This window comes from Croceibacterium ferulae (genome assembly GCF_003660445.1).
Classification (GTDB): domain Bacteria; phylum Pseudomonadota; class Alphaproteobacteria; order Sphingomonadales; family Sphingomonadaceae; genus Croceibacterium; species Croceibacterium ferulae.
This window is the reverse complement of sequence record NZ_QZVQ01000007.1, coordinates 32,071-56,212: the sequence shown is the minus strand read 5'-3', so window position 1 is coordinate 56,212 and position 24,142 is coordinate 32,071. Positions and strand designations below refer to the sequence as shown.

General features: G+C 66.4%; 23 protein-coding genes and 1 tRNA gene. 14 read left to right on the top strand and 10 right to left on the bottom strand.

The features are described from left to right. Nucleotides 1-136 precede the first annotated feature (136 nt). Genes D5S08_RS09175 through D5S08_RS09165 form a run of 3 tightly spaced genes read left to right on the top strand, consistent with a single transcriptional unit; the run spans nt 137 to nt 1,172 of the window. Nucleotides 137-448, top strand: a complete 312-nt coding sequence (locus D5S08_RS09175) for a hypothetical protein (protein WP_121117774.1) — start codon at nt 137-139, stop codon at nt 446-448. Further along, a complete protein-coding gene (locus D5S08_RS09170) occupies nt 448-912 on the top strand; it encodes a hypothetical protein (protein WP_121117772.1) in 465 nt (154 codons plus the stop codon). The genes D5S08_RS09175 and D5S08_RS09170 overlap by 1 nt, the downstream gene beginning before the upstream one ends. Before the next feature lie 23 nt (nt 913-935). Next, the gene (locus D5S08_RS09165) at nt 936-1,172 is read left to right on the top strand and encodes a hypothetical protein (RefSeq protein WP_121117770.1); all 237 of its coding nucleotides are present in this window, start codon (nt 936-938) and stop codon (nt 1,170-1,172) included. Nucleotides 1,173-1,903: 731 nt separating this feature from the next. Here D5S08_RS09165 and D5S08_RS09160 read toward each other — a convergent pair. From D5S08_RS09160 to D5S08_RS09140, 5 genes are all read right to left on the bottom strand, one after another. Then, nucleotides 1,904-1,979 (bottom strand) — tRNA-Lys (locus tag D5S08_RS09160). A 153-nt stretch (nt 1,980-2,132) separates the two neighbouring features. Continuing rightward, a complete protein-coding gene (gene mrdA / locus D5S08_RS09155; RefSeq protein WP_421757458.1) occupies nt 2,133-4,214 on the bottom strand; it encodes a penicillin-binding protein 2 in 2,082 nt (693 codons plus the stop codon). 34 nt (nt 4,215-4,248) lie between these two features. Continuing rightward, on the bottom strand, nt 4,249-4,806 hold the full coding sequence (mreD, locus tag D5S08_RS09150; protein WP_241557326.1) for a rod shape-determining protein MreD: 558 nt from the start codon (nt 4,804-4,806) through the stop codon (nt 4,249-4,251). Continuing rightward, complete coding sequence (locus tag D5S08_RS09145) at nt 4,799-5,806, bottom strand: rod shape-determining protein MreC (RefSeq protein ID WP_121117768.1); 1,008 nt, start codon at nt 5,804-5,806, stop codon at nt 4,799-4,801. The genes mreD and D5S08_RS09145 overlap by 8 nt, the downstream gene beginning before the upstream one ends. Nucleotides 5,807-5,837: 31 nt before the next feature. Further along, a complete protein-coding gene (locus D5S08_RS09140) occupies nt 5,838-6,884 on the bottom strand; it encodes a rod shape-determining protein (protein WP_121117766.1) in 1,047 nt (348 codons plus the stop codon). 188 nt (nt 6,885-7,072) lie between these two features. On the opposite strand from D5S08_RS09140, the gene mutL reads away from it, so the two are divergent. Both mutL and D5S08_RS09130 read left to right on the top strand, forming a co-directional pair. Beyond that, on the top strand, nt 7,073-8,881 hold the full coding sequence (gene mutL, locus D5S08_RS09135; RefSeq protein ID WP_121117764.1) for a DNA mismatch repair endonuclease MutL: 1,809 nt from the start codon (nt 7,073-7,075) through the stop codon (nt 8,879-8,881). After that, nucleotides 8,881-9,366 (top strand): hypothetical protein, encoded by a 486-nt coding sequence (locus tag D5S08_RS09130; RefSeq protein ID WP_121117762.1) that lies wholly within the window; start codon nt 8,881-8,883, stop codon nt 9,364-9,366. The genes mutL and D5S08_RS09130 overlap by 1 nt, the downstream gene beginning before the upstream one ends. Here the strand turns inward: D5S08_RS09130 and D5S08_RS09125 are convergent, their stop codons facing one another. Beyond that, nucleotides 9,367-10,170, bottom strand: coding sequence for a DUF1206 domain-containing protein (locus tag D5S08_RS09125; RefSeq protein ID WP_121117760.1), 804 nt, complete (start codon nt 10,168-10,170; stop codon nt 9,367-9,369). A 129-nt stretch (nt 10,171-10,299) separates the two neighbouring features. Here D5S08_RS09125 and lipA point away from each other — a divergent pair, with 129 nt between their 5' ends. Together lipA and D5S08_RS09115 are read left to right on the top strand one after the other, a co-directional pair. Then, a complete protein-coding gene (gene lipA / locus D5S08_RS09120) occupies nt 10,300-11,268 on the top strand; it encodes a lipoyl synthase (RefSeq protein WP_121117758.1) in 969 nt (322 codons plus the stop codon). Then, nucleotides 11,268-11,726, top strand: a complete 459-nt coding sequence (locus D5S08_RS09115; RefSeq protein ID WP_121117756.1) for a type II toxin-antitoxin system RatA family toxin — start codon at nt 11,268-11,270, stop codon at nt 11,724-11,726. The genes lipA and D5S08_RS09115 overlap by 1 nt, the downstream gene beginning before the upstream one ends. Here D5S08_RS09115 and D5S08_RS09110 read toward each other — a convergent pair. From D5S08_RS09110 to D5S08_RS09100, 3 genes are read right to left on the bottom strand one after another with little or no spacing between them, the layout of a single operon-like run. Next, nucleotides 11,711-12,232 (bottom strand): CinA family protein, encoded by a 522-nt coding sequence (locus D5S08_RS09110; protein ID WP_121117755.1) that lies wholly within the window; start codon nt 12,230-12,232, stop codon nt 11,711-11,713. The two genes, D5S08_RS09115 and D5S08_RS09110, sit on opposite strands and share 16 nt — an antisense overlap. Then, nucleotides 12,229-12,771, bottom strand: a complete 543-nt coding sequence (locus tag D5S08_RS09105) for a hypothetical protein (protein WP_121117753.1) — start codon at nt 12,769-12,771, stop codon at nt 12,229-12,231. Before D5S08_RS09105 ends, D5S08_RS09110 begins: the two co-directional genes overlap by 4 nt. After that, on the bottom strand, nt 12,768-13,949 hold the full coding sequence (locus D5S08_RS09100; RefSeq protein WP_121117751.1) for a bifunctional 2-C-methyl-D-erythritol 4-phosphate cytidylyltransferase/2-C-methyl-D-erythritol 2,4-cyclodiphosphate synthase: 1,182 nt from the start codon (nt 13,947-13,949) through the stop codon (nt 12,768-12,770). Before D5S08_RS09100 ends, D5S08_RS09105 begins: the two co-directional genes overlap by 4 nt. A gap of 78 nt (nt 13,950-14,027) precedes the next feature. Between D5S08_RS09100 and dusB the strand changes: the two genes are divergently transcribed. From dusB to hflX, 7 genes are all read left to right on the top strand, one after another. Then, the gene (dusB, locus tag D5S08_RS09095; protein ID WP_121117749.1) at nt 14,028-15,047 is read left to right on the top strand and encodes a tRNA dihydrouridine synthase DusB; all 1,020 of its coding nucleotides are present in this window, start codon (nt 14,028-14,030) and stop codon (nt 15,045-15,047) included. After that, the gene (locus D5S08_RS09090; RefSeq protein ID WP_241557325.1) at nt 15,044-16,135 is read left to right on the top strand and encodes a two-component system sensor histidine kinase NtrB; all 1,092 of its coding nucleotides are present in this window, start codon (nt 15,044-15,046) and stop codon (nt 16,133-16,135) included. Before dusB ends, D5S08_RS09090 begins: the two co-directional genes overlap by 4 nt. Next, complete coding sequence (locus D5S08_RS09085; RefSeq protein WP_121117747.1) at nt 16,132-17,535, top strand: sigma-54-dependent transcriptional regulator; 1,404 nt, start codon at nt 16,132-16,134, stop codon at nt 17,533-17,535. Before D5S08_RS09090 ends, D5S08_RS09085 begins: the two co-directional genes overlap by 4 nt. Nucleotides 17,536-17,599: 64 nt before the next feature. Beyond that, nucleotides 17,600-19,861 carry a sensor histidine kinase gene (locus tag D5S08_RS09080; protein WP_241557324.1) on the top strand — a complete coding sequence of 754 codons (2,262 nt, stop codon included), beginning with the start codon at nt 17,600-17,602 and terminating at the stop codon, nt 19,859-19,861. 37 nt (nt 19,862-19,898) lie between these two features. Continuing rightward, the gene (gene ntrX / locus D5S08_RS09075) at nt 19,899-21,275 is read left to right on the top strand and encodes a nitrogen assimilation response regulator NtrX (RefSeq protein ID WP_121118123.1); all 1,377 of its coding nucleotides are present in this window, start codon (nt 19,899-19,901) and stop codon (nt 21,273-21,275) included. 154 nt (nt 21,276-21,429) lie between these two features. Further along, complete coding sequence (gene hfq / locus D5S08_RS09070) at nt 21,430-22,005, top strand: RNA chaperone Hfq (protein WP_121117745.1); 576 nt, start codon at nt 21,430-21,432, stop codon at nt 22,003-22,005. Next, the gene (gene hflX / locus D5S08_RS09065) at nt 22,002-23,324 is read left to right on the top strand and encodes a GTPase HflX (protein WP_241557340.1); all 1,323 of its coding nucleotides are present in this window, start codon (nt 22,002-22,004) and stop codon (nt 23,322-23,324) included. Before hfq ends, hflX begins: the two co-directional genes overlap by 4 nt. On the opposite strand, the gene mazG is transcribed toward hflX, so the two are convergent. Beyond that, entirely contained in the window at nt 23,321-24,082 is a 762-nt protein-coding gene (mazG, locus tag D5S08_RS09060) for a nucleoside triphosphate pyrophosphohydrolase (protein WP_121117743.1), read from the bottom strand. The genes hflX and mazG overlap by 4 nt on opposite strands. Between the last annotated feature and the right edge of the window lie 60 nt (nt 24,083-24,142).

Genomic DNA, 24,142 nt, shown 5'->3' with positions numbered 1-24,142 from the left:
TCAAATCCCATGCCCGATCACACAGAACAACTGCCTGCGCCGAACAGCCACCGATGGGTCAAGGGTCAGAGCGGCAACCCGCGCGGCAGGCCCGCCCGGTCGTCCAGACGCTCGAACCAAGATCACCCGCGCCCTGATGGACGAGGGGCTGGAGATTGCCCGCGTGGTCACCGAGGCGGCGAAGGAGGGCGATCTGCAAGCCTGCGGTATCGTCCTCGCCCGCATCGCTCCGCCCATGAAGGCGCAGTCAGAACGGGTGGAGTTCGACTTCGACCCGACCGCCAGCACGGCGCAGCAGATCGAGTCCGTTCTTGCAGCCATCGCGTCGGGCGATCTGTCGCCGGACAGCGGGCGTGAGGTGATTGCCGCCATTGGCACCCTGAGCAACGCCCGCGCTGTCGAGGAACTGGAAGCGCGCATCATCACCCTTGAAGCGAGGACCGTCTAATGGCGATCATCAAGACCGAGCGGAACTTCGTGTACGCCTATGACCCGGAACCCGACGATACCTTTGTGAAGGTGGCATGGTTCGGCCCGCCGCAGGACGGCAAGCATCGCATGCAATTCCATACCCGGCCCGAGCCTATCGAAAAGTACGACGAGGCGGTCGCGTGGGCCAAGGAGATGGCGGACCAGATGACCTTTCCCCTCTATGTCGTGCCGATGACTTCGGAGCGCGCGAACGTCGGTGAAGCACCGGCCACCGGCAACGAGAATGGCGCATACGGCATCACGAATGACATGCTCGACGGTCTGCACGGCGTGGAGGTTGCAGCCGTGCAGCGCAGGATCGCGGAGGAGCAGGCGCGCTTGGAGTGGCCCGCCAACGTCAAGGCGGTGCTGGAACTGCTCGTCGAGAGGGTGTCGGAGCTGCAAAAGCGCGTAGCTGCCCTTGAGGCTGGCCGGGGCTGACCACAGTGGCGGCGGTCCGATCCATGCTCGGGAGGGTGCAGCGGCTGGAGCAGGCGCGGGCACCTGCGTTGTCGCCCATCGCTCGTGACTATGGCTCGTTCGACGCCTTTGCCGCCGAATGCGAGGCCAAGATGGCTGCTGGTGAACTGGACCGGCAAGACTTTACCGTCGTCCTGTACTGCCTGTCGCGGTGGGAGACTGACGGCACCTGGGGGGCTTGGCAGCGGCGCGGGCAGGTGTGGGAGCATGGTCGGCGGTGACCACGGCAAGCCCCATCAAGCGGTATCAACGGCCCACCGGGTACAGCGAACCGGAGCCGTGGGATGATGATGGCGGCAAACGGCGGGAGCCGGTGTTGGACACCGACGCTGACCCGCCTCGCGTGGTCAGGAGAGTCGGCTGGCAGCACTGCATCCGCTGCCATAAGCCGTTCTGGTCGGAAGACGTGGTTCGCCTGCGCCTCTGCAACGGAACCGAGGGCGGGTGCCGTCGCGATGAAGATCGCTATGCCTAGGGCGGTAGGTAGAACGAGAATGCCGCAACCGGGTGCGCGGCGGTGCTGTTATGAGCGCCTTGGCTTCCCGGTCTTGCGATCCCAATAGGCTAGCCAACGGTCAGCCCCGAACCGCGAAACTTCCTGTTCAAGCCAAGTCGGGTATCGCGGGTATGCCGCCCGCACGGATGTACTCGTCTTGTGGTGGTGGTCAATTACCACATACCACCACTTTCGCTGTTGAGCGCGAGTACGCGGGTCAAGCACTCTGAGCGCCCGACGCTTGCTGTTCGCCGCAGCCACACGGCCGGCAGTCTGCAAGAAAGATGATGCACGTTTATACATCTTTGTACCCCGCCCGAGAGCGACGAAGGTATGCCCGGTGGCAAACTCACGCAAGCGGTGCTGCTACTTACGATCATCTTACGGGTAAGCAGCGCGCAGCTACCACCCCGCAGGGCGATCCACAGCAGGTAACTGTAAAAGCTAAGGAAAAGGTGGTGGACGCACTTGGGCTCGAACCAAGGACCCGCTGATTAAGAGTCAGCTGCTCTACCAACTGAGCTATGCGTCCATCCCGGCAGTGCCGTGAAGCCCGCGAGGGCGGTCTGCCGCCGCGGGAAGCGCCCCTATACAGATCGGGAGCGGCATGAAAAGCCCCGTAATGACCTTTCATGCAATTTTCTGCCGACGGTCAGTAGGCGAGGCACTCCGGTATCAGCCTCTACTACTGCACGGCCCCGTCGGTACGCCGCGTCGTGACGGCGACTGGCGTGGCAGTCGCGGCCGGGATCGGCCCGCTCTCCGGCTCTGGCGGGGGAGCAACGGCGGCGGTTGCCGCGGCCCGGGGCTGTGGACCGGCGCGGGCCTCCGCATCGACCTGCCGTGCCATGGCGACGAGGTCGGTGGGCGCGGGCGGGGGCACCTCCACGCCGGCGGCGGCGGCATAGCGGGCATAGGTCGCCGCCAGCCGTTCCTGTGCGGTGCCGCCCCATTGCGCTTCCAGCTGGTGCAACGCGTCCAGCGCCTTTGTCGGATCGAACAGGAAAGTCATCACGTCGCGCGCAATCGGGTAGGCAGCGCCGGAGCCGCCACCATGTTCGATCACCACCGCGCAGGCATATCGCGGATTGTCGAACGGCGCGAAGGAGATGAACAGGCCATGGTCGCGATACTTCCATGGCCCGGACTTGCCGCTGGCGACGGAGAGGCTGACGACCTGCGCCGTACCGGTCTTGCCCGCCATCAGGATATTGTCGAGCGGCAGCCGCGCACGGCCGGCGGTGCCGGGCCCGTTGACCACGTCGCTCATCGCCTTCTGCATGACCTGCACATGATCGCCGTGGAAGTTCATGGAATTGAACTGAGGCCGACCCTTGGTCATCAGCAGACGCGGCATGACCTGATTGCCGGTGGCCAGCCGGGCCGCCATCACGGCCAGCTGCAGCGGATTGGCCAGCATGTAGCCCTGGCCGATTGTGGCGTTCACCGTGTCGAACGCCTGCCACTCCCGCTCGTACTTGCGCAACTTCCACGCAGGATCGGGCACCGTGCCGTAGAACTGGCTGGCGACCGGAAGCGGAAATTCCTGTCCCATGCCCAGCCGCTTGGCCATGGGTGCGATCACATCCATGCCCAGTTGCTGCGCGAAGTGATAAAAATACACGTCGCAGGATTGGTAGATTCCCTTGGCCATGTCGACGCTGCCGTGACCACGGCGGTTCCAGCAGTGGAACACGCGATTGCCGACCCGCAGCCCGCCACCGCAACCGACGCTGGCAGTGGGGGACAGGCCAGCCTCCAGGAACGCCATGGCCACCATCGGCTTCACCGTGGAGCCGGGTGGGTAGAGGCCCTTCAGCACCTTGTTGCGCAGCGGTATGCGCTCGTTCTCCGACAGCATCTTGTACTCGACACGGCCGATGCCGTCGGAGAAGCTGTTGGGATCGAAGGAAGGCATGGACGCCATGCACATGAGATCGCCCGTCAGGCAGTCGATCACCACGACGGAGCCGCTTTCCAGCCCGATGCGGCGGGCGGCGTAATCCTGCAAGGGGCCATCGATGGTCAGCTGGATCGGTTGACCCTGCACATCCTCGCGCGTTTCCAGGTCGCGCACGATGCGGCCGCCTGCAGTCACCTCCGCCCGGCGAGCACCGGGCGTGCCGCGCAGCACCTGCTCGAACTGCTTTTCCAGCCCGTCCTTGCCCAGCTTGAAGCCGGGGGTGACCAACAGTGGATTGCGCTCGGCTTCCTCCCACTCCTCCTTGTTGGCCGTGCCTACGAAGCCGATCAGATGGCCGACCGCCGGCCCGGTGGGATAGAAGCGCGAGAAACCACGCTGCGGGATGACGCCGTGCAGTTCGGGCAGCCGCACACTGACAGCGGCAAAGCGATCGTAATTGATCCCGCTCGCTACCTGCACTGCGGCAAAGCGGGAAGAGGCGTTCACCTTGTCGATCAGGTCAGTCTTTTCCACCGGATCAAGCGCGAGCAGTTCGCTCAGGATCTCGATCGTGGCCGCCGGGTCTTCCAGGCGCTCCGGAATGATGTCGATCCGGAACTCGGCCTGATTGGAGGCGAGCGGAGCGCCATTGCGATCCAGGATCCAGCCGCGACGGGGCGGTATCAGGGTGAGATTTACCCGATTGCTTTCCGCCTCCAGTCTGTATCGCTCGTTTTCGGCCACGGCGATGTAGCCCATGCGGGCCGCCAGCAGCAGGCCGATGCCGCCCTGGATGCCACCCACGAGGAAGGAGCGCCGCTCGAAGCTCTGCGCAAGACTGGATGGTGTGAATTTGTGGCGCACGATGCGGGAAGCAACTCGATAGGCAGGGACAGGATCAGTCGATGCGGCGGACCCGTTGCAGACGCAGTCGATCAAGCAAGGCGGTGGTCCGCGCGATAATGGGGAACAGTACCGCACAGAACAAGAGCTGGGAACCGACAAGCTGCACCTGCAGGTCGGTCAGCGGCACCCGCGCGAACAGCGTGGCGGCCGTGAGATAGATCAGCAGCAGGGTGGCTGCCGAGAGCCAGTCGAGCCAGAAGGACCGCCAGGGAAAGCGGATCTCTATCAGGTCGATGGCAATCAGGGCCACGGAGAACAGCAGGATCCCGCTGCCCAGCGGCTGGCCGGAGAACAGGTCGTCGAACAGGCCCAGGGGGAAGCCGGCCCACAAGGGCAAGAGGTTGGGCCGTCCCAGTCGCCAAGCGATCAGCATCATGAAGCCGAGCGGCGGCAGGATGGGCGCAGGCGCTATGATGGGCAGCCAGGGGGCGAGCGATCCCAGCATGATCGTTCCCCACGGAACACCCAGCGCGCGGATCGGCGATTGCGTGCGATTGATGCTGCGCGCCGGGCCGTTGGTGCGCAGGCGGGAGGCGACGGGATCAATCACCGCCTTGCGGCTCCACCACCGGCGTGACTTCCGGTGTTGGCCTGCCGGCGGCGGTTTCCGTCGACGCGGCCGGGCTTGCGGCGATGACGCTGGCGGTTTCAACCGCGTCGGTCCCTTCGGCCTGGGCAATGGACGGCGCCCGCGAGGATGCCACCGCCTCTGCCTGCCAGATCGGTTCCACCAATACCACGTCGGTCGCGGCCGGATTGCTCAAGAGCTGGGCAACGGCGCCGTCGCGCGTGATCCCGGTGACGAGCGCCACCGCCACGCCGGGCCGGAACAGCCCGCCGGCGCCGCTCGTGACGAAGACATCGCCCTTCTTGATCGGGTTGATTCCCAGATTGACCAGCCGGAGGCGCAGCAGCCCGTCTGCCCGCCCTTCGGCGAAGGCGACCACGTCGTCTGTCGCGCGGCGCACCGGCACCATGCTTTCCGGATCGGTCAGCAGCAGCACCCGGCTGGATCGCTGCCCGGTTTCCAGCACGCGCCCGATCAGGCCAAGCGGGCTGCTGACGGGCATGCCCGGTCGCACGCCATCCAGCCGCCCGGCGGAGATCCACGCGAAACGGCGCGTGCTGGAGGCGGTGGAGCCGATCAGGCGCGCGGCGGCGACAGGGCGCGTATCGCCTTCCGTCAGCCGCAGCACGGCTTTCAGGCGCAGATTCTCGCGCCGAAGCGCCTCCGCTTCCGCCAGTTTGACGCGGGCGATGCGCATTTCTTCGCGCAGTTCGGCGTTGCGGCTGCCCGCACGGTAATAGCCGGCAACAGCGTCGAACACGTTCTGCGTGGCGACCCTGCCGCCGGCGCCCGCTTCGCCAGCAGGGCTGGCGATGTCGGCTGCCATCGACCGCAGGCCGGCAAAGGTCTCCGGCCGGAACAGCGACACGCCCAGCAGCGCCGCACCCAGCAGCGCGCCGGAACCGGCCATCAGGTACCCGGCGAACAGGCCCAGCTGGGCCTTCCTGTTGCTACCCGGCCGGCGACCGGAAGGCAGCGCCATGGCTGCAGACCCTTATGCGAGTTTCAGGAGATCAGGCGGTCATCAACACGCCGCGATACAGCGGATCCTCCATCGCCCGGCCGGTGCCCATGGCCACGCAGGACAGCGGATCCTCCGCGATGGAAACAGGCAGGCCAGTCTCTTCGCGCAGATGTTCGTCCAACCGGGCGATCAGCGCGCCACCCCCGGTCATCACGATACCCTGGTCCACGATGTCCGCCGCCAGTTCGGGCGCGGTGTTTTCCAGCGCGATCCGCACGCCTTCGACGATGGCACCGATCGGTTCGGCCAGTGCCTCGGCCAGGTTGCCCTGGTTGATGGTGATTTCCTTGGGCACGCCGTTCACCAGGTCGCGACCCTTGATCGAGATCTGCTCGCCGATTCCGTCTTCCGGCATGACGGCGATGCCGTAATTCTGCTTGATCCGTTCCGCCGTGGCCTCGCCAATCAGCAGGTTGTGGTGGCGGCGGACATAGGAGACGATCGCCTCGTCCATCTTGTCACCGCCGGTGCGCACCGACGTGGTATAAGCCAGGCCGCGCAGGGACAGCACGGCGACTTCCGTAGTGCCACCACCGATATCGACCACCATGGATCCGACCGGCTCCGTCACCGGCATACCGGCGCCGATCGCGGCGGCCATCGGCTCCCAGATCAGGAAGACTTCCGAAGCGCCGGCATTGCTGGCCGCATCGCGGATCGCGCGGCGTTCCACGCTGGTGGAGCCGGACGGCACGCAGATCACGATCTCGGGGTAACGGAACAGGCTCTTCTTGCCGTGCACCTTCTGGATGAAGTGCTTGATCATCGCCTCGGCGATCTCGATGTCGGCGATGACACCGTCGCGCAGGGGGCGGATCGCCTCGATGCTGTCGGGGGTCTTGCCCATCATCAGCTTGGCATCGTCGCCAACGGCCTTCACGCGCTTCACGCCGTTCAGCGTTTCGATCGCGACAACAGACGGTTCGTTCAGCACGATCCCGCGATCCTGCACATAGACCAGAGTATTGGCCGTGCCGAGATCGATAGCCATGTTCTGGGAGCCGAACTTGAACAGTCTGCTGAAGTAGGAACTCATGGATATTCCGTTTATCTGGTGCGCCGGGCCGATGGGTGAGGCAAGAAGCAGGGCAGGGCGACCCGCCGCTCACCCGCGGCTCCTTAGCGCGGTGATGCGCGGAAGGCCAAAATAAATCTGTCCACATCTGCAACACAAATCAACCGCCTGCCTCGAATTGCCGGCAGGCTGTCGCTAGGTTGCCATTCATGCCCCTGATCCGCCGCCTGCCAGAGACCCTGATCAACCGGATCGCCGCCGGCGAGGTGGTGGAACGGCCGGCCAGCGCGCTGAAGGAACTGGTGGAGAATGCCGTCGATGCCGGCGCCACGCGTATTGCGGTGACGTTGCTCGAAGGTGGGCTGGACCGGATCGAGGTGGTGGACGATGGCTGCGGCATGGCGCCGGAGCAGATGGCGCTGGCGCTGGAACGGCACGCCACCTCCAAACTGCCGGAAGCGCTGGTGGGTGCCGAGGGCGCGCTGGAGCAGGTGGCGACGCTGGGCTTTCGCGGGGAGGCGCTGCCCTCCATCGCCAGCGTGGCCAGGCTGGTGCTGGAAAGTCGCCCGCATGGCGCCCTGCAGGGCTGGCGGCGCATGGTGGATCATGGCGCGCTGGCGGAGGATGGCCCCTGCGCCATTCCGCCAGGCACGAAGGTACGGGTGGAGCAGCTGTTTGGGCAGGTGCCCGCCCGGCGCAAGTTCCTGCGCAGTGCCCGCAGCGAATATGCCGCCTGCCTGGACGTGGTGCGCCGGTTGGCCATGGCGCGCCCCGACATCGCCTTCACGCTGCATCATGGCGAGCGCCGCATCCTGCAATTGCAAGGTGGGGAGGGGCATGCCGCCCGCATTGCGCAGGTGATCGATCGCGCCCTGGCCGACAACGGCGTGGCGGTGGACTGGCTGCGCGAGACGGAGAGCGGCCCGATGCGCCTGACGGGCCTTGCCGGATTGCCGACCTTCAATCGCGGAGTGGCCGACCATCAATATCTGTTCGTCAACGGTCGGCCGGTACGCGACCGGCTGCTGATCGGCGCGGTGCGCGGCGCCTATGCCGAGATGCTGGCGCGCGACCGGCATGCCGTGCTGGCGCTGTTCCTGCAGATGCCGCCGTCCGAACTGGATGTGAACGTGCATCCGGCCAAGACGGAGGTGCGGTTCCGCGATGCGCCGGGTGTGCGCGGCTTCATCGTGTCGGCACTCCGGCAGTCGCTGTCGACCGGGGATCGGCGCAGCGCGCAGGCGGCGGATGCCTCGGCCATGGCCCGGTGGCAGATGCCGCCCGCCGGCGAGCAGCCGGCGTGGAGCCCGCAGGCGGCCGATCCGGCTGTCGTGCAGGAGCGAGCGGTGGGCTGGCAGGGCTTCGCAGGCTTGGCGACCGCCGCGCCGCTGGGCCGGGCGGAGGCGGCGGAGGCTGAGCCTGTCTCTGCTGTGCAGCACCCGCTGGGTGTCGCGCGCGGGCAGGTGGCCGCGACCTACATCGTGGCGGAGGCGACCGACGGCCTGGTGATCGTGGATCAGCATGCCGCGCACGAACGGCTGGTGCTGGAGCGGCTGCGCGCCGCGGGCACCGCGCAGAAGGTGGCGGCAGCGCAGGCGCTGCTGATGCCGGAAGTTGTCGAGCTGGACGAGCCCGCCTGCGACCTGCTGGAGGATGCCGCCGAGGCGATGGCCTGCTTCGGCTTGCATTACGAACGGTTCGGGCCGGGCGCGCTGCTGGTGCGGGCGGTCCCGGGCGTGCTGGGGAAGGCCGATCCCGCGCGGCTGCTGCGCGATCTGGCGGATGATCTGGTGCAGCATGGCGCAGCCCTGCTGCTGGAGGAGCGGATCGAGCATGTGCTGGCGACAATGGCCTGTCACGGCTCCGTGCGGGCCGGCCGGGTGCTCTCCGTGGTCGAGATGAACGCTTTGTTACGTGAAATGGAGGTGACGCCGCGGTCCGGGCAGTGCAATCATGGACGACCGACCTGGGTGAAACTGTCCACGGCCGAGGTCGAGAAGCTGTTCGGGAGACATTGATGCGCCGCCTTGCCCCCCTGCTGACACTGGTGCTGCTGGCCGCCTGTTCGCAACCCGATCCGGAGCAGTCCGCCGCTGACGTGGAGCAGGAGATCGCCCTGGTGGAGCAAGCCAACAACGCGCCGCCACCTGTGCGCGAGATCGTGCCGGAGGCGATCGGCGGGCCGGACATGATGCAGCATCAATTGTCGGGCGAGGGCTGCAATTACGCACCCGGCACCAGCCTGGGCGCCCGCGTGCTCGCCGGGCCGCAGGATGCCTGGATGAAGATCGACGGCAAGATGACGCGGTTCGCCGCCGATGCCGGGGCGCAGCAACTGGCGGCGGGATCGTGGAACCGGTATCTTGGCGCCGGCTACGAACTGCAGCTGGCGCTGGATGATGACCCTTCGGATCATCATCACGACGGGACCATCACCTTGCGCGATCCTCACGGCCGCGTGGTCTACCGCGGCGCAGGCTACGCGCAGTGCACCGGCGACTGATCAGGCGCGGGAGGCCGGGATACGGCCGCTGACGTCCATGTCGGGGATGGTGCGATACCGGGCCAGAACCAGGCTGAACACACCGAACAGCAGCAAGCCGACAGCCAGCAGATCAAAGGCGATGCCGGTGTCGGCCAGAGAGGTGATCGCGCCACCGATCGACATCACGCCGTCGCTGTTCTCGCTCCAGGCGGATTGCACCAGGGACCAGCCGATGATCGCGAACACCACGGCCCGTGCGCAATAGCCGATGGTGCCGATCTGTCGTGTCGCCCTCGGTGCGCGCGGGCTGATCCGATGCATGAAGCTGCCGGTCAGACCTTCGCGAGCCTGGAACACGGCGGTCGCCAGGAAGGCCAGCCCAGCCAGCCCCAGCAGCACAGGGCCTAGATTGACGGACAGGACACCAGCGGCAACCTCCTGCGCGCGGGCGCTATCATCCGCCGCCGTGCCAGTGGTGGCGAACTGGAAGGCGCTCCACGCCAGCAGCAGGTGACCGATCGCGCTGCCCCCATGGCCGATGCGCTTGGCCCAGCCGGTCTTGTCGGACCCTTCATGCTCGATATCGAACAGCGGCGATGCCAGCCGGAACAGCGCGTAAGAGACCAGGCCGATCGCCACCAGCCACAGCAGCACCGTGCCGCCGGGCACGTTCCCGATCGCGTCAAAGGCGGCGCGCGGCCCGTCCGAGATCTGGCTGCTGCTGGCGAGCGCCAGCACCCCCAGCAGAATGTAGATCGCTGCCCGGGCAAGGAAGCCGAGCCTCACCGCGCGGTCGAACTGTTCCGACTTGTCGATTGCCATTTCGGCGATAGCCCCCACTGTTGTTCGCGCCATCAACGATGCTGCAGGCGTATCGTGCCCGCCGGCGCAGCATCGGTTGGCCGCGCCAGCCATTGCCAGTGGCGGGTGGCGGGCCTAGATAATCGCGCGATGAACGAGCTATCCCCGATCCAGAGCCCGGAAGGTCAACCCCCGACCGAGAGCCGGCGGCGCAAACCGGACTGGATCCGGGTCAAGGCACCGGTGAGCAAGGGCTACCAGGAAACGCGCAAGCTGATGCGCGACCTGAACCTGAACACCGTGTGCGAGGAAGCGGCGTGCCCGAATATCGGGGAATGCTGGACCAAGAAGCATGCCACGGTGATGATCCTGGGCGATGTGTGCACGCGTGCCTGCGCCTTCTGCAACGTCAAGACCGGCATGCCGCGTGCGGTCGATCCGCTGGAGCCGGAGCACACCGCTGCTGCCGCCGCGGCCATGGGGCTGGAGCATATCGTGATCACCAGCGTCGATCGCGACGATCTGGCCGATGGCGGCGCGGGGCAGTTCGTGAAGGTCATCCAGGCGCTGCGGCGAGAGGCACCCAACACCACGATCGAGATCCTGACGCCGGACTTCCGCGGCAAGATGCGCCCCGCGCTGGAGGCGATCTGCGCCGCCGGCCCGGACGTGTACAATCACAATCTGGAAACCGTGCCGCGGCTCTACCCCACCATCCGGCCAGGCGCGCGCTACTACGCCTCGCTCCGCTTGCTGGAAGAGGTGAAGCGCCACGATCCGCTGATCTTCACCAAGAGCGGGGTCATGCTGGGGCTGGGCGAGCAGCGGCTGGAAGTGCATCAGGTTATGGACGACATGCGCTGCGCGGACGTCGATTTCATCACCATGGGGCAATATCTGCAGCCCACGCCCAAGCACGCCAAGGTGGAGGAGTTCGTCACGCCCAAGAGCTTTGGCGCCTATGGCGCGGTGGCGCGGGCCAAGGGTTTCCTGCAGGTTGCCTCCACGCCGCTGACCCGTTCCAGCTATCACGCGGGAGACGACTTCGCCGTGATGAAGGCTGCGCGCGAGGCGAAGCTGGCCAAGGCGGCCCCGAAGATCGGCATCGCGGTCGTCTGATGCCGGGGATCAGGGAGCAGCGCCGGCTGCCATATTCCGCCGCGCAGATGTTCGATCTGGTGGCGGACGTCACACATTACCCCGACTTCCTGCCGTGGGTGGTGGCAACGCGCATCCGGTCCGATGACGGGACGGAGATGGTTGCCGACATGCTGGTCGGCTTCAAGGCGCTGCGCGAGAAGTTCACCAGCCGCGTGCACAAGGAACGGCCTGACTTCATCCGCGTGCAGTATGTCGACGGGCCTTTGCGTGACCTCGACAATTGCTGGCGCTTCGCCGACCTGCCGGATGGCGGGTGCGAGATCGACTTCTCCGTGGACTTCGCGTTCAAGAACCGCATGTTCGAAATGCTGGCTGGCCAGTACTTCGACCGAGCCTTCCGCAAGATGGTGGAAGCGTTCGAGCGTCGGGCTGACGCGCTCTATGGCGCGGAAGGACAGGTTCAGCCGGTCGGCTGATCCGCGGCCTGCGGCAGCAGCAGCTCCAGCGCGCACAGGGTCGCATCGCGCCGAATGGCGGAGCGGCCATTGTCGGTGAACTGACGCGATTCCGCCTCCGGCTTGTCCTGTCCGCGTACCGCGCGGGCGAACACGACGGTGCCCACCGGCTTGCTGTCGGTGCCGCCGCCCGGCCCGGCAATGCCGCTGATCGCGACCGCGGCGTCAGCCTTGCTGCGCTCCAGCGCGCCCTGGGCCATGGCATAGACGCAGGCGATCGATACTGCGCCGAACGTGTCGATGATGTCGCCCGGCACGCCCAGATCCGCCCGCTTGGCATCGTTGGAATAGGTGACAAAGCCACGCTCGAACACGTCGGACGATCCGGCGATCTCCGTCAGCGCGGCGCTGACCAGCCCGCCGGTGCAGCTTTCCGCAACCGCGATGCGGCGGCCGGCGGCGCGGTTCTCCTCCACCACGCGCGTGGCCAGCGCAACAATGTCGTCTGGCAGCAGATATTCGCTCATGGTCGGGTGGCCGGGCAGATCAGCGCCGGCTGATTGCCGAACAGGCTGATGATCTGGCTGACCAGCGTGCCGGCCACTTCCGGCTCGATCCCCGACATGGTCTGCAGCAATTGTTCGGCCGATCCGCAATCCGCCAGCGGAATGCGGCCGGACAATTCCTGGACCACGAGCGCATCCACCAGCGGGCGGACATGCTCGTCCGGCAGGTTGGCGATCAGGCCGAGATTGTCGCGCACCGGCCCCGCAGTGGCACTGCTGCCCAGCACCTTCAGCAGGCCCGACTTCGCCTGCGGCCAGTTGCGTGCCTGCAGCGCGGCATAGCGGCGGGCGAAGCCACGCCCCTCGCGCGCCAGGAAGCCGTCAGCCCCCAGCTGGTCGGCACAGCGCAGCTCCAACGCCTGCACCGAAGCCGGCACGACGTAGATCGTCATGGCGCGGGTCTCGTCAGGGGTGACGCATTGCTGTGCGACGGCCAGCGTGGGTGTCACCGCACAGGCCATGGCAGCGGCGGCGGCGAGAATGGTGCGCAGACGCCTCATGCCTGATGCTCCCTGGCGGGGACCAGCATCGCAATGGCCTGAGCCGCAATGCCTTCGCCGCGGCCGGCAAAGCCCAGCCGTTCTGTGGTGGTTGCCTTCACGTTGACGGCTTCTACGCCCACCTGCAGCAGTTCGGCAAGCCGCTGCTGCATTGCGGGCTGGTGCGGGCCGATCTTGGGCGCCTCGCAGATCAGCGTCAGGTCCACATTGCCGACGACATAGCCGGCCGCATGAACCAGCCCGATGGCATGCTCCACGAAGCGGTCGGAGGATGCACCGCGCCATTGCGGGTCGGACGGGGGGAAGTGCTGTCCAATATCGCCGGCGCCGATCGCGCCCAGGATGGCGTCCACCACGGCGTGCAGCCCGACATCGGCATCGCTGTGGCCGGACAGGCCCAGCGGATGGTCGATGCGGATACCGCACAGCCACAATTCCTCCCCCGCGGCGAGGCGATGCACGTCGAACCCGGTGCCGCTGCGGGGCCAGCGTGTGGCAACGGCGGGGGCCGGAGCGGGAAAGTCGCCCGCGACGGTAAGCTTGTGCAGCATGTCATCTCCTTCAACCAGCGCCACCACCAGGCCGGCGGCGCGCGCTACCTGCGCATCATCGCCAGCGTCGGGTGCGCCGGGCCATGCACGATGAGCAGCCAATATATCTGCGAAGCTGAATGCTTGCGGAGTTTGAACGCGGCACAGCGCCTCGCGCCGCGCCGGTGCGCCCATCAGGCCATGCTTCGCATGGGCGAGGCTGTCGATGACCGGCAGCACCGGGATCGCCGCCGGGTGCTGCTGCAAGGCCGCCATCAGACGGGCGATCACCTCAGGCGGACAATAGGGGCGGGCGGCATCATGGATCAGCACCTGCGCCGGTGCATCAGCCGCCAGCGCCTCCAAGGCGTTGCGCACCGATGCCTGCCGGGTCGCACCGCCAATAACGAAGTTGACCGCGTCCAGCCCGGCGCAGCAATCGGCAGCGATAGCCTCGGCGCCTTCCGGGATGGCGATCACGATGCGGCCAACCCCGCCTTGGCGCAGCGCAATGGCGGAGCGGCGCAGCACGGGTATGCCGCCCACCTGCGCGAACTGCTTGGGCACCGGCTGCCCGGCGCGCAGGCCTTGCCCGGCGGCGACGATGATCGCTGCAGGGGCGGAGAGGAGGTCAGGTGATAGGGCCATGATCTTGCGCTGAGGCGGCTAGCGGCTTGCGGGACGGGCGGCAATCCACTATGCGCTGCCTGTTTTTTGGGCAGTACGATGCAAGAGCAGACACCTTCTCCCCCCGCATGCCGGCCGATCGCGATCGGGCCGGTAACGATCGCCTGCCCCGTGGTGCTGGCGCCGATGACCGGCGTCACCGACCTGCCGTTCCGCAAGCTGGTGCGCCGCTACGGCAGTGGGCTGAACGTGACGGAGATGATCGCCAGCCCCGCCATGATCCGCGAAACCCGCCAGTCCCTGCAGAAGGCGGCATGGGATCCGGTTGAGGAACCCGTCAGCCTGCAGCTGGCCGGATGCTCGCCCGACGAGATGGCGGAGGCGGCGAAGCTGAACGCCGACCGCGGCGCTGCGATCATCGACATCAATATGGGCTGCCCGGTCAAGAAGGTGGTGAGCGGCGATGCCGGCAGCGCGCTGATGCGCGACCTGCCCTTGGCTGCCCGGCTGATCGACGCGACGGTGAAGGCTGTGGACGTGCCGGTCACGGTGAAGATGCGCATGGGATGGGACCATGACAGCCTGAACGCGCCCGAACTGGCGCGCATCGCGCAGGATCTGGGCGCGCAGCTGATCACCGTTCACGGCCGCACCCGCAACCAGATGTACAAGGGCGAGGCCGACTGGGGCTTCGTCGCACGGGTGAAGCAGGCGGTCAGCGTACCGGTGATCGTCAATGGCGACATCTGCTCGATTGCCGATGCTGCGCAGGCGCTGGCGCAATCAGGCGCCGATGGCGTGATGATCGGGCGGGGCGCGTACGGCAAGCCGTGGCTGCTGGGGCAGGTCATGCGCTGGTGGCAGACCGGCGAGGTCATTGGCGAGCCCTGCATCGACGAGCAATTTGCGCTGCTGATCGAGCATTACGGGCTGATGCTGGACCATTACGGGCGCGACCTGGGGGTCAAGATGGCCCGCAAGCATCTGGGCTGGTACACCAAGGGGCTGACCGGATCGGCGGAGTTCCGCAACAAGGTCAACTTCATCGACAGCGCCGACACGGTGCTGGACGAGCTCGAGCGGTTCTACACCCCATTCCTGAGGCAAAAGGCCGCGTGAGCGACGATGCGCGGGCTGCCTTGTCCGGGGCGCCGGGTCCGCGTGAACAGATCACCGGTCTGGTCTTCGCCGTCCTGCTGGTCACGCCCGACCTGATCATCCGCGACGTCAATCCGGCGGGCGAGAACCTGCTGGGCCAGAGCACGCGCCGGCTGCGCGACCGGCCGCTGCTGGACGTGCTCCGCTTCGCCGATCCGCTGGTGCGCGAACGGCTGGAGGATGGTGACCTGCAACTGACCGCGCGCAATGCGCAGATGCGGGTGGAAGAACGGCAGATCGTCGCCAACCTGACCATCTCGCCCATGCCCAATCACCCGGGCTGGCGGATCATCACCTTGTCCGACAGCGGGCAGGGCGAGCGCCTGGGGGAAGGGGACAGCCGCAGCGCCCTGCGCGGGCCAGCGGTGCTGGCGCATGAGATCAAGAACCCGCTGGCCGCCATCCGGGGCGCGGCCCAATTGGTCAGCCGCAAGCTGGCGGAGGAGGATCGCGGCCTGACCCGGCTGATCACCGACGAGGTCGACCGCATCGCCGAGCTGATCGACCGGATGCAGCGGCTGGGGCGCGAGCGGGCCGATCCGGTGGCGCCGCTGAACCTGCATGCCACCATCCGCCGGGCAATGGAAACGGTCACGGCGGCGCGCGGTCCCATGCTGGTGCGGGAGGAGTTCGATCCCAGCCTGCCCCCGGTTCTGGGTAGCGAAGGGGCGCTGGTGCAGGTCCTGATCAACCTGATCACCAATGCGCGCGATGCCAGCGACGGGGCGGCCCAGCCCGAAGTGGTTATCCGCACTCGCTTTGTCAGCGGGCTGGTGATGAACGTCATCCGCCTGGGGCGCCCGGTCAAGCTGCCGATCGAGGTGCAGGTCAGCGACAACGGGCTCGGGATCGATCCCGCGATCCGTGACCACATATTCGAACCATTCGTATCCGCGAAGAAGAACGGCCAGGGACTGGGGCTGGCGCTGGTCAACAAGCTGGTGCGCGACATGGATGGGCGGATCAGCCATGAACGCGACGCTGCCACGGGCTGGACGCATTTCCGCGTCCACCTGCCGATGGCGCGACAGGAAAAGGATCGCACGTGAGTCGCAAGGCCTTGCTGGTGGAGGATGACGCCGCGATCGCAACCGTGATCATCGCCGCGCTGGAGGAGGAGGCCTTCACCGTGGCCCGCTGCGACAGTATCGCTGTGCGCGACCGGCTGCTGGCAGAGCAGCGATTCGATGTGATGCTGACCGATGTCGTCCTGACGGATGGCGACGGCATCACCACGCTGCCCGGGGCAATGGCGGCCTGTCCGGACATGCCGGTCATCATCCTGTCGGCGCAGAACACCCTGGATACCGCCGTGCGGGCGACCGATACGGGGGCCTTCGAGTATTTTCCCAAGCCGTTCGATCTGGACGAACTGGTGCGTGCGGCCTGCCAGGCGGCGGACGGGCGCGGCGCAATCGATCTGGCGGACAGCGCGAGCACTGGCGCGCTGCCGCTGATCGGGCGCAGTCAGCCGATGCAGGACGTCTACCGCATGATCACGCGGGTCCTGCGCAACGACCTGACGGTGCTGGTGCTGGGCGAGTCCGGCACCGGCAAGGAGCTGGTGGCGGAGGCGATCCACCAGCTGGGCGCGCGCAAGGACGGGCCCTTCGTGGCGGTGAATACTGCCGCCATTCCGCGCGACCTGATCGAGTCCGAGCTGTTCGGACACGAGAAGGGCGCCTTCACCGGCGCCACCGCGCGTCACCTTGGCAAGTTCGAGCAGGCCAATAACGGCACGCTGTTCCTGGATGAGATCGGCGACATGCCGCCCGAGGCGCAGACGCGGCTGCTGCGCGCGCTGCAATCCGGCCGGATCCGCAGGGTGGGCGGCAACGAGGAAGTGGCAATCGATGTGCGGATCATCGCCGCCACGAACCGCGACCTGCAACCGCTGATCGCGGACGGCACGTTTCGAGAGGACTTGTACTATCGTCTGGCGGTGGTGCCCATCCAGCTGCCGGCCTTGCGCGACCGGACCGGCGATGTGGAACCGCTTGCCCGACACTTCCTGCGCTGCGCGGCTCAGGAAGGTTTGCCCGCGCGCAGCCTGAGCGCCGCCGGTGCTGCGTTGCTGGATGCGCAGCCGTGGCGCGGCAATGTGCGGGAGTTGCGCAACTTCATTTACCGTGCCGCCCTGCTGGCGCGGGACGAGGAAATCGACGTAGGCCTGATCGGGCAGCTGCTTGCCGACCGGCCGCTGGCGAGCCAGCCGGGCGCTGCCCCGGTGGACATGGCACAGGCGCTGGATCAATGGCTGGAACAGACCAGCCCGGCACCGGGCACGCTGTACCATGCTGCCCTGTCGGCCTTTGAAAAACCGTTGTTCGAACACGCCTTGCGGCAGACCGGCGGCAACCAGCTGCGCGCCGCTCGTCTGCTGGGAATCAACCGCAATACGTTGCGCAAGCGGCTAACCGACCTGCAGATCGGGTCGGAAGGACACTGACCTGCGCACACATATGTAAAAAAGCCTTGCCTTGCGGCAACAGGGCTGTTGTAAACTTGCAACTGTGAGTGTCAGCGTACCCTCTGCAGCACAGCTGGCCGGCCCGCGCGGCGCAATCCGCCGTTCGCCGCGCTGGTGGCGACGGGTGCAGGTGATCGGCCGGCAGGTTAATCTGTATTTCTGGCTGGCGATCCTGTGCGCTGCCGTCCTCACCGGGATGCTGGTCCGTTCGTACCTGACGCTTGCCGATCTGGCGGACGAGCGGACGCTGGTGCCATCTGGCCAGTCGTCGGCCATGCTGATCGGCACGCTGATCCCGGCGCTGGGCCTGATCATCCTGTTTGGCCGCCGCCTGGCAATCCAGCGGGCAGGGGGCACCACCGCCCGGCTGCACGTTAATCTGGTGTTCTTCTTCTCCTTGGTGGCAGCGGTGCCCACGCTGCTGGTGGCAGTGTTTGCCAGTTTCATGTTCCAGTCCGGCGTGGAGTTCTGGTTTTCCAGCCAGTCGCGCGGCATCCTCGAAAGCGCCAATGAACTGGCGCGCGGTTATTATGACGAGAGCCAGCGCGATGTGGAGCAGGAGACGATCGCCATGGCGGGCGATCTCCGGTCCGAACTGGGGCGCAACGGCCTGGCCAGCACCGGCTTCGGCAGCACCTATTCCTGGCAGGTCCTGCTCCGCAAGTTCAACGAAAGTGCTGTTCTGCAGCAATTGCCTGACGGGCAATTGCGCGTGGAGGTGATCGTCGATCCCGAGGAGGAGAATGTCGATCGCCAGCGCATTTCCGCGGCCACCCTAGCGCGATTGCAGCAAGGGGATGCAGTGGTCGTGACTGCCAGTCCCGAACGGATCGAGGCGGTGACCGCGATCGACAGGGCCAGCGGCCTGTACCTCTATAACGCCCGCAATTCCGATGCTCTGGCGCTAAGCCAGTGGAAGCGCGCGCAAAGCGTGGTGCAGGCCTATGATGTGTTGACGGAACGGGCGCGCAGGTTGCAGCTGACCTTCAACCTGGCGCTGCTGGGGGTGTCGCTGGCGCTGGTCGGCCTGGCGGTATGGTTCGCGCTGCGCTTTGCCGACCGGCAGGTGCAGCCGCTGGCGGACCTGGTCGGTGCAGCGCGCGCGATCGGCGCGGGCAATTATGCGATGCGGGTGACAGGCCGCACCGGTCCGGACGAGATCGGCCTGCTGAACCGCGCCTTCAATCGCATGACGCAGCAGATCGAGCGGCAGACCGACGCGCTGATCGGCGCGAACCGCCAGTTGGCGGAGCGCGGCGCCTTTATCGAAACGGTGCTGCAGTCGATCACCGCCGGCATCGTCTCCGTGGATGCCGCGGGCCGCATCATCCTGATGAACAATTCCGCCCGTGACCTGCTGGCGGAAGGGGCGGATAGTCCCGTCGGGCTCCCCTTGGTGGAACTCTCCCCCCGTCTGGCGGAGCTGCTGCGCGGGGGGGCGGCCGGCAGCACGGTGCAGTTCAACCGACATGGCGAGATGCTGACCTTGGCGGTGCGGCTCGCCCCGTCGGGCAGTGGCCATGTGATCACTTTCGAGGACATCACCCGCCAGTTGCTGGACCAGCGGCAGGCCGCCTGGTCCGACGTGGCGCGCCGGATCGCGCACGAGATCAAGAACCCGCTGACGCCGATCCAACTGGCGACGGAGCGGCTGAAGCGCCGCTATCGCAAGCAGATCCTGGCAGATGGCGAGCTGTTCGATGACCTGACCGGCACGATCATCCGGCAGGTCGGCGATCTCAGGAAGATGGTGGACGAGTTCTCCTCCTTCGCGCGGTTGCCCAAGCCGGTCTTCCGTCGGGAGGATGCAGTGGATCTGGTGCGTCAGGCGATCTTCCTGCAAGAGGTCGGCCATCCCGACGTCCGCTACTTGCTGGATGTGTATGGCGAAGGCCCGGCCATCAGCTGCGACCGGCACCAGATCGGTCAGGCGCTGACCAATGTCCTCAAGAACGCGGCGGAGGCGATCGACAGCCGGCAGCGCGAAGGCAGCCTGCCGGCGGAGCAGGGCCGGATCGCCGTTGTCGTCTCGCTGGAGGTGGCCGGCATCACGATAGAGGTTCACGATAACGGCATCGGCCTGCCGCAGGGGGGCGAACGGATCCTGGAACCGTATGTCACCACGCGGGAGAAGGGGACCGGGCTGGGTCTCGCGATCGTGAAGAAGATCGTGGAGGAACATGGCGGCGAAATCGCCTTCGCCGCCGCGCCGGATGGCGGAACCTGCGCCACGCTGCGGCTGGCACGCGATCCCCTGGCGGTCGCCGACAGCCAGGCGGTGGCGAGCAGCGAGGCGGCCGAATGACATTGACGCGGGCACACATGCAGATGGAGAACAGATGATGGCGCTCGATATCCTGGTCGTGGATGACGAGCTCGACATTCGCGAGCTGGTAGCCGGCGTGTTGAGCGACGAAGGCTATTCGTGCCGCACCGCCGGCGACAGCGTCAGCGCCTTGCGAGCGGTGGACGAGAAGCGCCCTAGCGTGGTGCTGCTCGACGTGTGGCTGCATGGCAGTCCGATGGACGGACTCGAGGTGCTGGACGCGATCAAGGCGCGGGAGCCGGACCTGCCGGTTATCATCTTTTCCGGCCATGGCGGCCTCGACACGGCGGTTTCCGCCGTCAGTCGCGGGGCGATGGATTTCATCGAGAAGCCGTTCGAGGCGGAACGGCTGCTGTTGCTGGTCGCCCGCGCGACCGAGACGGAGCGGCTGCGGCGCGAGAACGCCCGCCTGCGCGAAGGAATCACGCAGGCGGAGGAATTCACCGGCAGCTCCAGCGCGATAAATCAGGTGCGCGCTTTGCTGAAGCGGGTGGCCAACACCGGCAGCCGCGTGCTGATCACCGGGCCTGGCGGGTCGGGCAAGGAAGTCGCCGCCCGGCTGCTGCATTCATGGAGCCCCCGCGCCGACAAGACCTTCGTCACCGTCAATTCCGCCCGCATCACGCCCGAAAGGTTCGAGCAGGAGCTGTTTGGCGAGGAGATCGACGGGCGACTGGTGCGGCCCGGTCTGCTGGAGATGGCCGATGGCGGCACCCTGTTCTTCGACGAAGTGGCCGACATGCCGCTCAGCACGCAGGCTCGTATCCTGCGCGTGCTGACGGAGCAGAGCTTCGTCCGGGCAGGCGGCAGCCGGCAGATCGGCGTGGATGTGCGCGTGGTATCCTCCACCGCCCGCGATCTGGAAGCCGAAATTGCCGAAAAGCGCTTCCGGGAGGATCTGTACTATCGATTGAACGTGGTGCCGATCACGGTCCCTTCGTTGATCGAGCGGCGGGACGATATCCCGGCCCTGGCCGAACATTTCTTCACCCGCTACGCGCGGGAGCAGGGGCTGATCGCGCCGGAGCTGTCTGCCGAGGCATTGGCTGCGATGCAGGCCTATGACTGGCCAGGCAACGTCCGCCAATTGCGCAATGTGGTGGAACGCACTGTGATTCTTGCGCCGCGCGAACGGATCGGCCTGATAGAGGCGGACATGCTGCCGACGGAGATCATCGGGGGCGGTGGGGACACCGGTGCCGGCATACCGGCGCTGATGGGCGTGCCCCTGCGCGAAGCGCGCGAGAATTTCGAGCGCGAGTATCTGCGGGTGCAGATCCGGCGCTTTTCCGGCAACATTTCCAAAACGGCCGGCTTCATCGGCATGGAGCGGTCGGCCTTGCATCGGAAGCTGAAGCTGCTGGGCATGAGTGACCGTGCAGGGGAGGAATGATTGCCTGTCGTGCAGCTGACGTGAAAAGGAACTTCGCAGCCGCACAATAATTTGGCATGGGGGACCCATAGCGAACGGCCCCCGGAGACCTGCTGTCCGGCAGATCGGCCGACAAGAATGCGCAGAATGCGCCAATAAAAAGGAGTCACTCGAAATGACCAAAGGAACGCTGTCCGCCCGCCCGAAGCCGGCGACCGAAGCCACCGCTGCGCCTGCACGCGCCGCGCCTGCGCCCTCCGGCGCGAAGGGTGGCGGCAATCTGCAGGACCTGTTCCTGAACCATCTCCGCCGCGAGAAGACGCCAGTCACCATGTTCCTGGTAAAGGGCGTGAAGTTGCAGGGGATTGTTACCTGGTTTGACAACTTTTCCATTCTGCTGCGGCGGGATGGTCAGTCGCAGCTGGTCTACAAGCACGCGATCTCCACGATCATGCCCGCCCAGCCGGTGGACGTCGAACAGTTCGGCATCGGTGGGGAGGGCGGTCGCAAGCAGAAGCTGCTGCAGGATATCTTCCTTTCGCGCGTGCGCGACGCCGGCGTGGCGGTGACGATGTTCCTGGTCAATGGCGTCATGCTGCAGGGGCGCATCGCCGCTTATGACCTTTTTTGCATGCTGCTGGAACGCGAAGGCTATGTGCAGCTTGCTTACAAGCACGCGGTTTCAACCATCCAGCCCGCAGTGCCGGTGGATCTTACCGCCGATCTGGACGAGGAAGGCGAAGAAAGCTGAATTTCGGTGACGACATAGAAGGCGAGGTCAGCCGCGGCGCACGTGCCCTGATCATTTGCCCTGATATACGAGCCCAGCGGCAGACGCGCGATGCTGACGCCCGCCTTGAAGAGGCCAGGGGACTGGCGCTGGCGATTGGGCTGGACGTGCGCGAAGCGTCAATTGTGCCGGTGCGCGACGTGCGCCCCGGCACGCTGTTCGGCGAAGGGCAGATCGAACGCATCGCGACCGAGGCTACCATGGCCGAAGCTGACCTGATCATCGTGGACGGCGCGCTCTCGGCAATTCAGCAGCGGAATCTGGAAGACAAGCTGAAGCGCAAGGTCATCGACCGGACCGGTCTGATCCTGGAAATTTTCGGCGAACGTGCGGCCACGGCGGAAGGCCGGCTGCAGGTCGAGCTGGCGCATCTGGATTACCAACAGAGCCGCCTGGTGCGCAGCTGGACTCACCTGGAACGGCAGCGCGGCGGCTTCGGCTTCCTGGGCGGACCAGGCGAGACCCAGATCGAGGCGGACCGGCGGATGATCCGCGCTCGAATGGGGCGGCTGAGGCGAGAGCTGGAACAGGTGCGCCGCACCCGTGCGCTGCACCGCAGCCGTCGCGAACGCGCGCCCTGGCCGGTCATCGCGCTGGTCGGCTACACCAATGCCGGCAAGTCCACGATCTTCAACCGCCTGACCGGCGCGGGCGTGATGGCGGAGGATCTGCTGTTCGCCACGTTGGATCCGACAATGCGGGCAATCAGCCTGCCGGGGCTGGAGAAGGCGATCCTGTCCGATACGGTGGGCTTCATCTCCGATCTGCCCACGCAGCTGGTCGCCGCATTCCGTGCGACGCTGGAAGAGGTGACCGCCGCCAGCGTGATCCTGCATGTGCGCGACATCGCCAATCCTGACAGCGCGGACCAGAAGCGGGAGGTGCTGGAGATCTTGGCCGAACTGGGCGTCGGCACGGGCGAGGGCGAGTTCTCCGATATTCCCATCATCGAACTCTGGAATAAGTGGGACCTGCTGCCGGACGATCAGCGAAGCGATCTGGCCCATGTGGCGGAGCAGGAGCCCGACATCCTGCAACTGTCGGCACTGACGGGCGAAGGCATGGATGCCATGCTGGCGCGGCTTGGCGCGGTGCTGACCGGCGGTGCGCGGGTACACGCCATCACGCTGGACGCCGCGGATGGGCAGCGGCTTGCCTGGCTGCATGCCCATGGCGAGGTGCTGGCAGACCATGATGCCGGAGACGGTGCCGCCGGCCCGCGCAGGCGCCTGGACGTGCGCCTGACCGAGCGCGAACTGGGGCGCTTCAATACGCTTTAGCTGGCTCGCTCAGTGGCCTTGACCATCTGCCATAACGCTTCCTGATCCTCTAGGGTACGTTCGGCGAAGTCGCCGCCCGCCAAGGTCTCCATCGCACGATATCGACGCTCGAACTTGTCATTGGCTCTTCGCAGCGCCACTTCCGCATCGACGCCGTGGGCGCGTACCAGATTGACGGCTGCGAACAGCAGGTCTCCGGCTTCTTCCTCCAGGCTGTCGGGGTCTGCCTCCGCCAACTCCTGCATTTCTTCGATGACCTTGTCGCGCTGACCAGTGGTGTCCGGCCAGTCAAAGCCGTCCCGCGCTGCCCGTCGCTGCAGCTTGTCCGCGCGCAGCAGCGCGGGAAGGGCGCGCGCCACGCCGTCCATTGTGCTGGTGGCGCCGGCCGCCTCCCGCTCCGCCGCCTTCAGCGCTTCCCATGAAAACCCATCGGCATCAGCGGTGCCAAAGATATGCGGGTGGCGCGCCTCCATCTTGTTGGCGATTGCGCCGGCGACATCGCCAAAGGCGAACAGGCCAGCTTCCTCTGCGATGCGCGCGTGGAACACCACTTGCAGCAGCAGGTCGCCCAGTTCGCCACGCAGATCATCATGGTCGCCGCGCTCGATCGCATCCGCGACTTCATAGGCTTCTTCGATCGTGTAAGGGGCGATGGTCGCGAAGGTCTGCTGCTGATCCCATTCGCATCCGTCGACCGGGTCACGCAGGCGGGTCATGATGGCGAGCAGGCGATCAAGTTCGTTCATCGTCGTGGTCATCCTGGACAGGCGGTAAGCAGCATCCGTGCAGCCCGGCACGCACTCAATGGGTGAACTTGA

Bases quoted from the DNA above. Each gene is read 5' to 3' on its own strand.
- D5S08_RS09175 (WP_121117774.1), top strand. From the start codon at position 137: ATGGACGAGGGGCTGGAGATTGCCCGCGTGGTCACCGAGGCGGCGAAG.
- D5S08_RS09170 (WP_121117772.1), top strand. From the start codon at position 448: ATGGCGATCATCAAGACCGAGCGGAACTTCGTGTACGCCTATGACCCG.
- D5S08_RS09165 (WP_121117770.1), top strand. From the start codon at position 936: ATGCTCGGGAGGGTGCAGCGGCTGGAGCAGGCGCGGGCACCTGCGTTG.
- D5S08_RS09145 (WP_121117768.1), bottom strand. From the start codon at position 5,806: ATGGCGCTGCCTTCCGGTCGCCGGCCGGGTAGCAACAGGAAGGCCCAG.
- D5S08_RS09140 (WP_121117766.1), bottom strand. From the start codon at position 6,884: ATGAGTTCCTACTTCAGCAGACTGTTCAAGTTCGGCTCCCAGAACATG.
- mutL (WP_121117764.1), top strand. From the start codon at position 7,073: ATGCCCCTGATCCGCCGCCTGCCAGAGACCCTGATCAACCGGATCGCC.
- D5S08_RS09130 (WP_121117762.1), top strand. From the start codon at position 8,881: ATGCGCCGCCTTGCCCCCCTGCTGACACTGGTGCTGCTGGCCGCCTGT.
- D5S08_RS09125 (WP_121117760.1), bottom strand. From the start codon at position 10,170: ATGGCAATCGACAAGTCGGAACAGTTCGACCGCGCGGTGAGGCTCGGC.
- lipA (WP_121117758.1), top strand. From the start codon at position 10,300: ATGAACGAGCTATCCCCGATCCAGAGCCCGGAAGGTCAACCCCCGACC.
- D5S08_RS09115 (WP_121117756.1), top strand. From the start codon at position 11,268: ATGCCGGGGATCAGGGAGCAGCGCCGGCTGCCATATTCCGCCGCGCAG.
- D5S08_RS09110 (WP_121117755.1), bottom strand. From the start codon at position 12,232: ATGAGCGAATATCTGCTGCCAGACGACATTGTTGCGCTGGCCACGCGC.
- D5S08_RS09105 (WP_121117753.1), bottom strand. From the start codon at position 12,771: ATGAGGCGTCTGCGCACCATTCTCGCCGCCGCCGCTGCCATGGCCTGT.
- D5S08_RS09100 (WP_121117751.1), bottom strand. From the start codon at position 13,949: ATGGCCCTATCACCTGACCTCCTCTCCGCCCCTGCAGCGATCATCGTC.
- dusB (WP_121117749.1), top strand. From the start codon at position 14,028: ATGCAAGAGCAGACACCTTCTCCCCCCGCATGCCGGCCGATCGCGATC.
- ntrX (WP_121118123.1), top strand. From the start codon at position 19,899: ATGGCGCTCGATATCCTGGTCGTGGATGACGAGCTCGACATTCGCGAG.
- hfq (WP_121117745.1), top strand. From the start codon at position 21,430: ATGACCAAAGGAACGCTGTCCGCCCGCCCGAAGCCGGCGACCGAAGCC.
- mazG (WP_121117743.1), bottom strand. From the start codon at position 24,082: ATGACCACGACGATGAACGAACTTGATCGCCTGCTCGCCATCATGACC.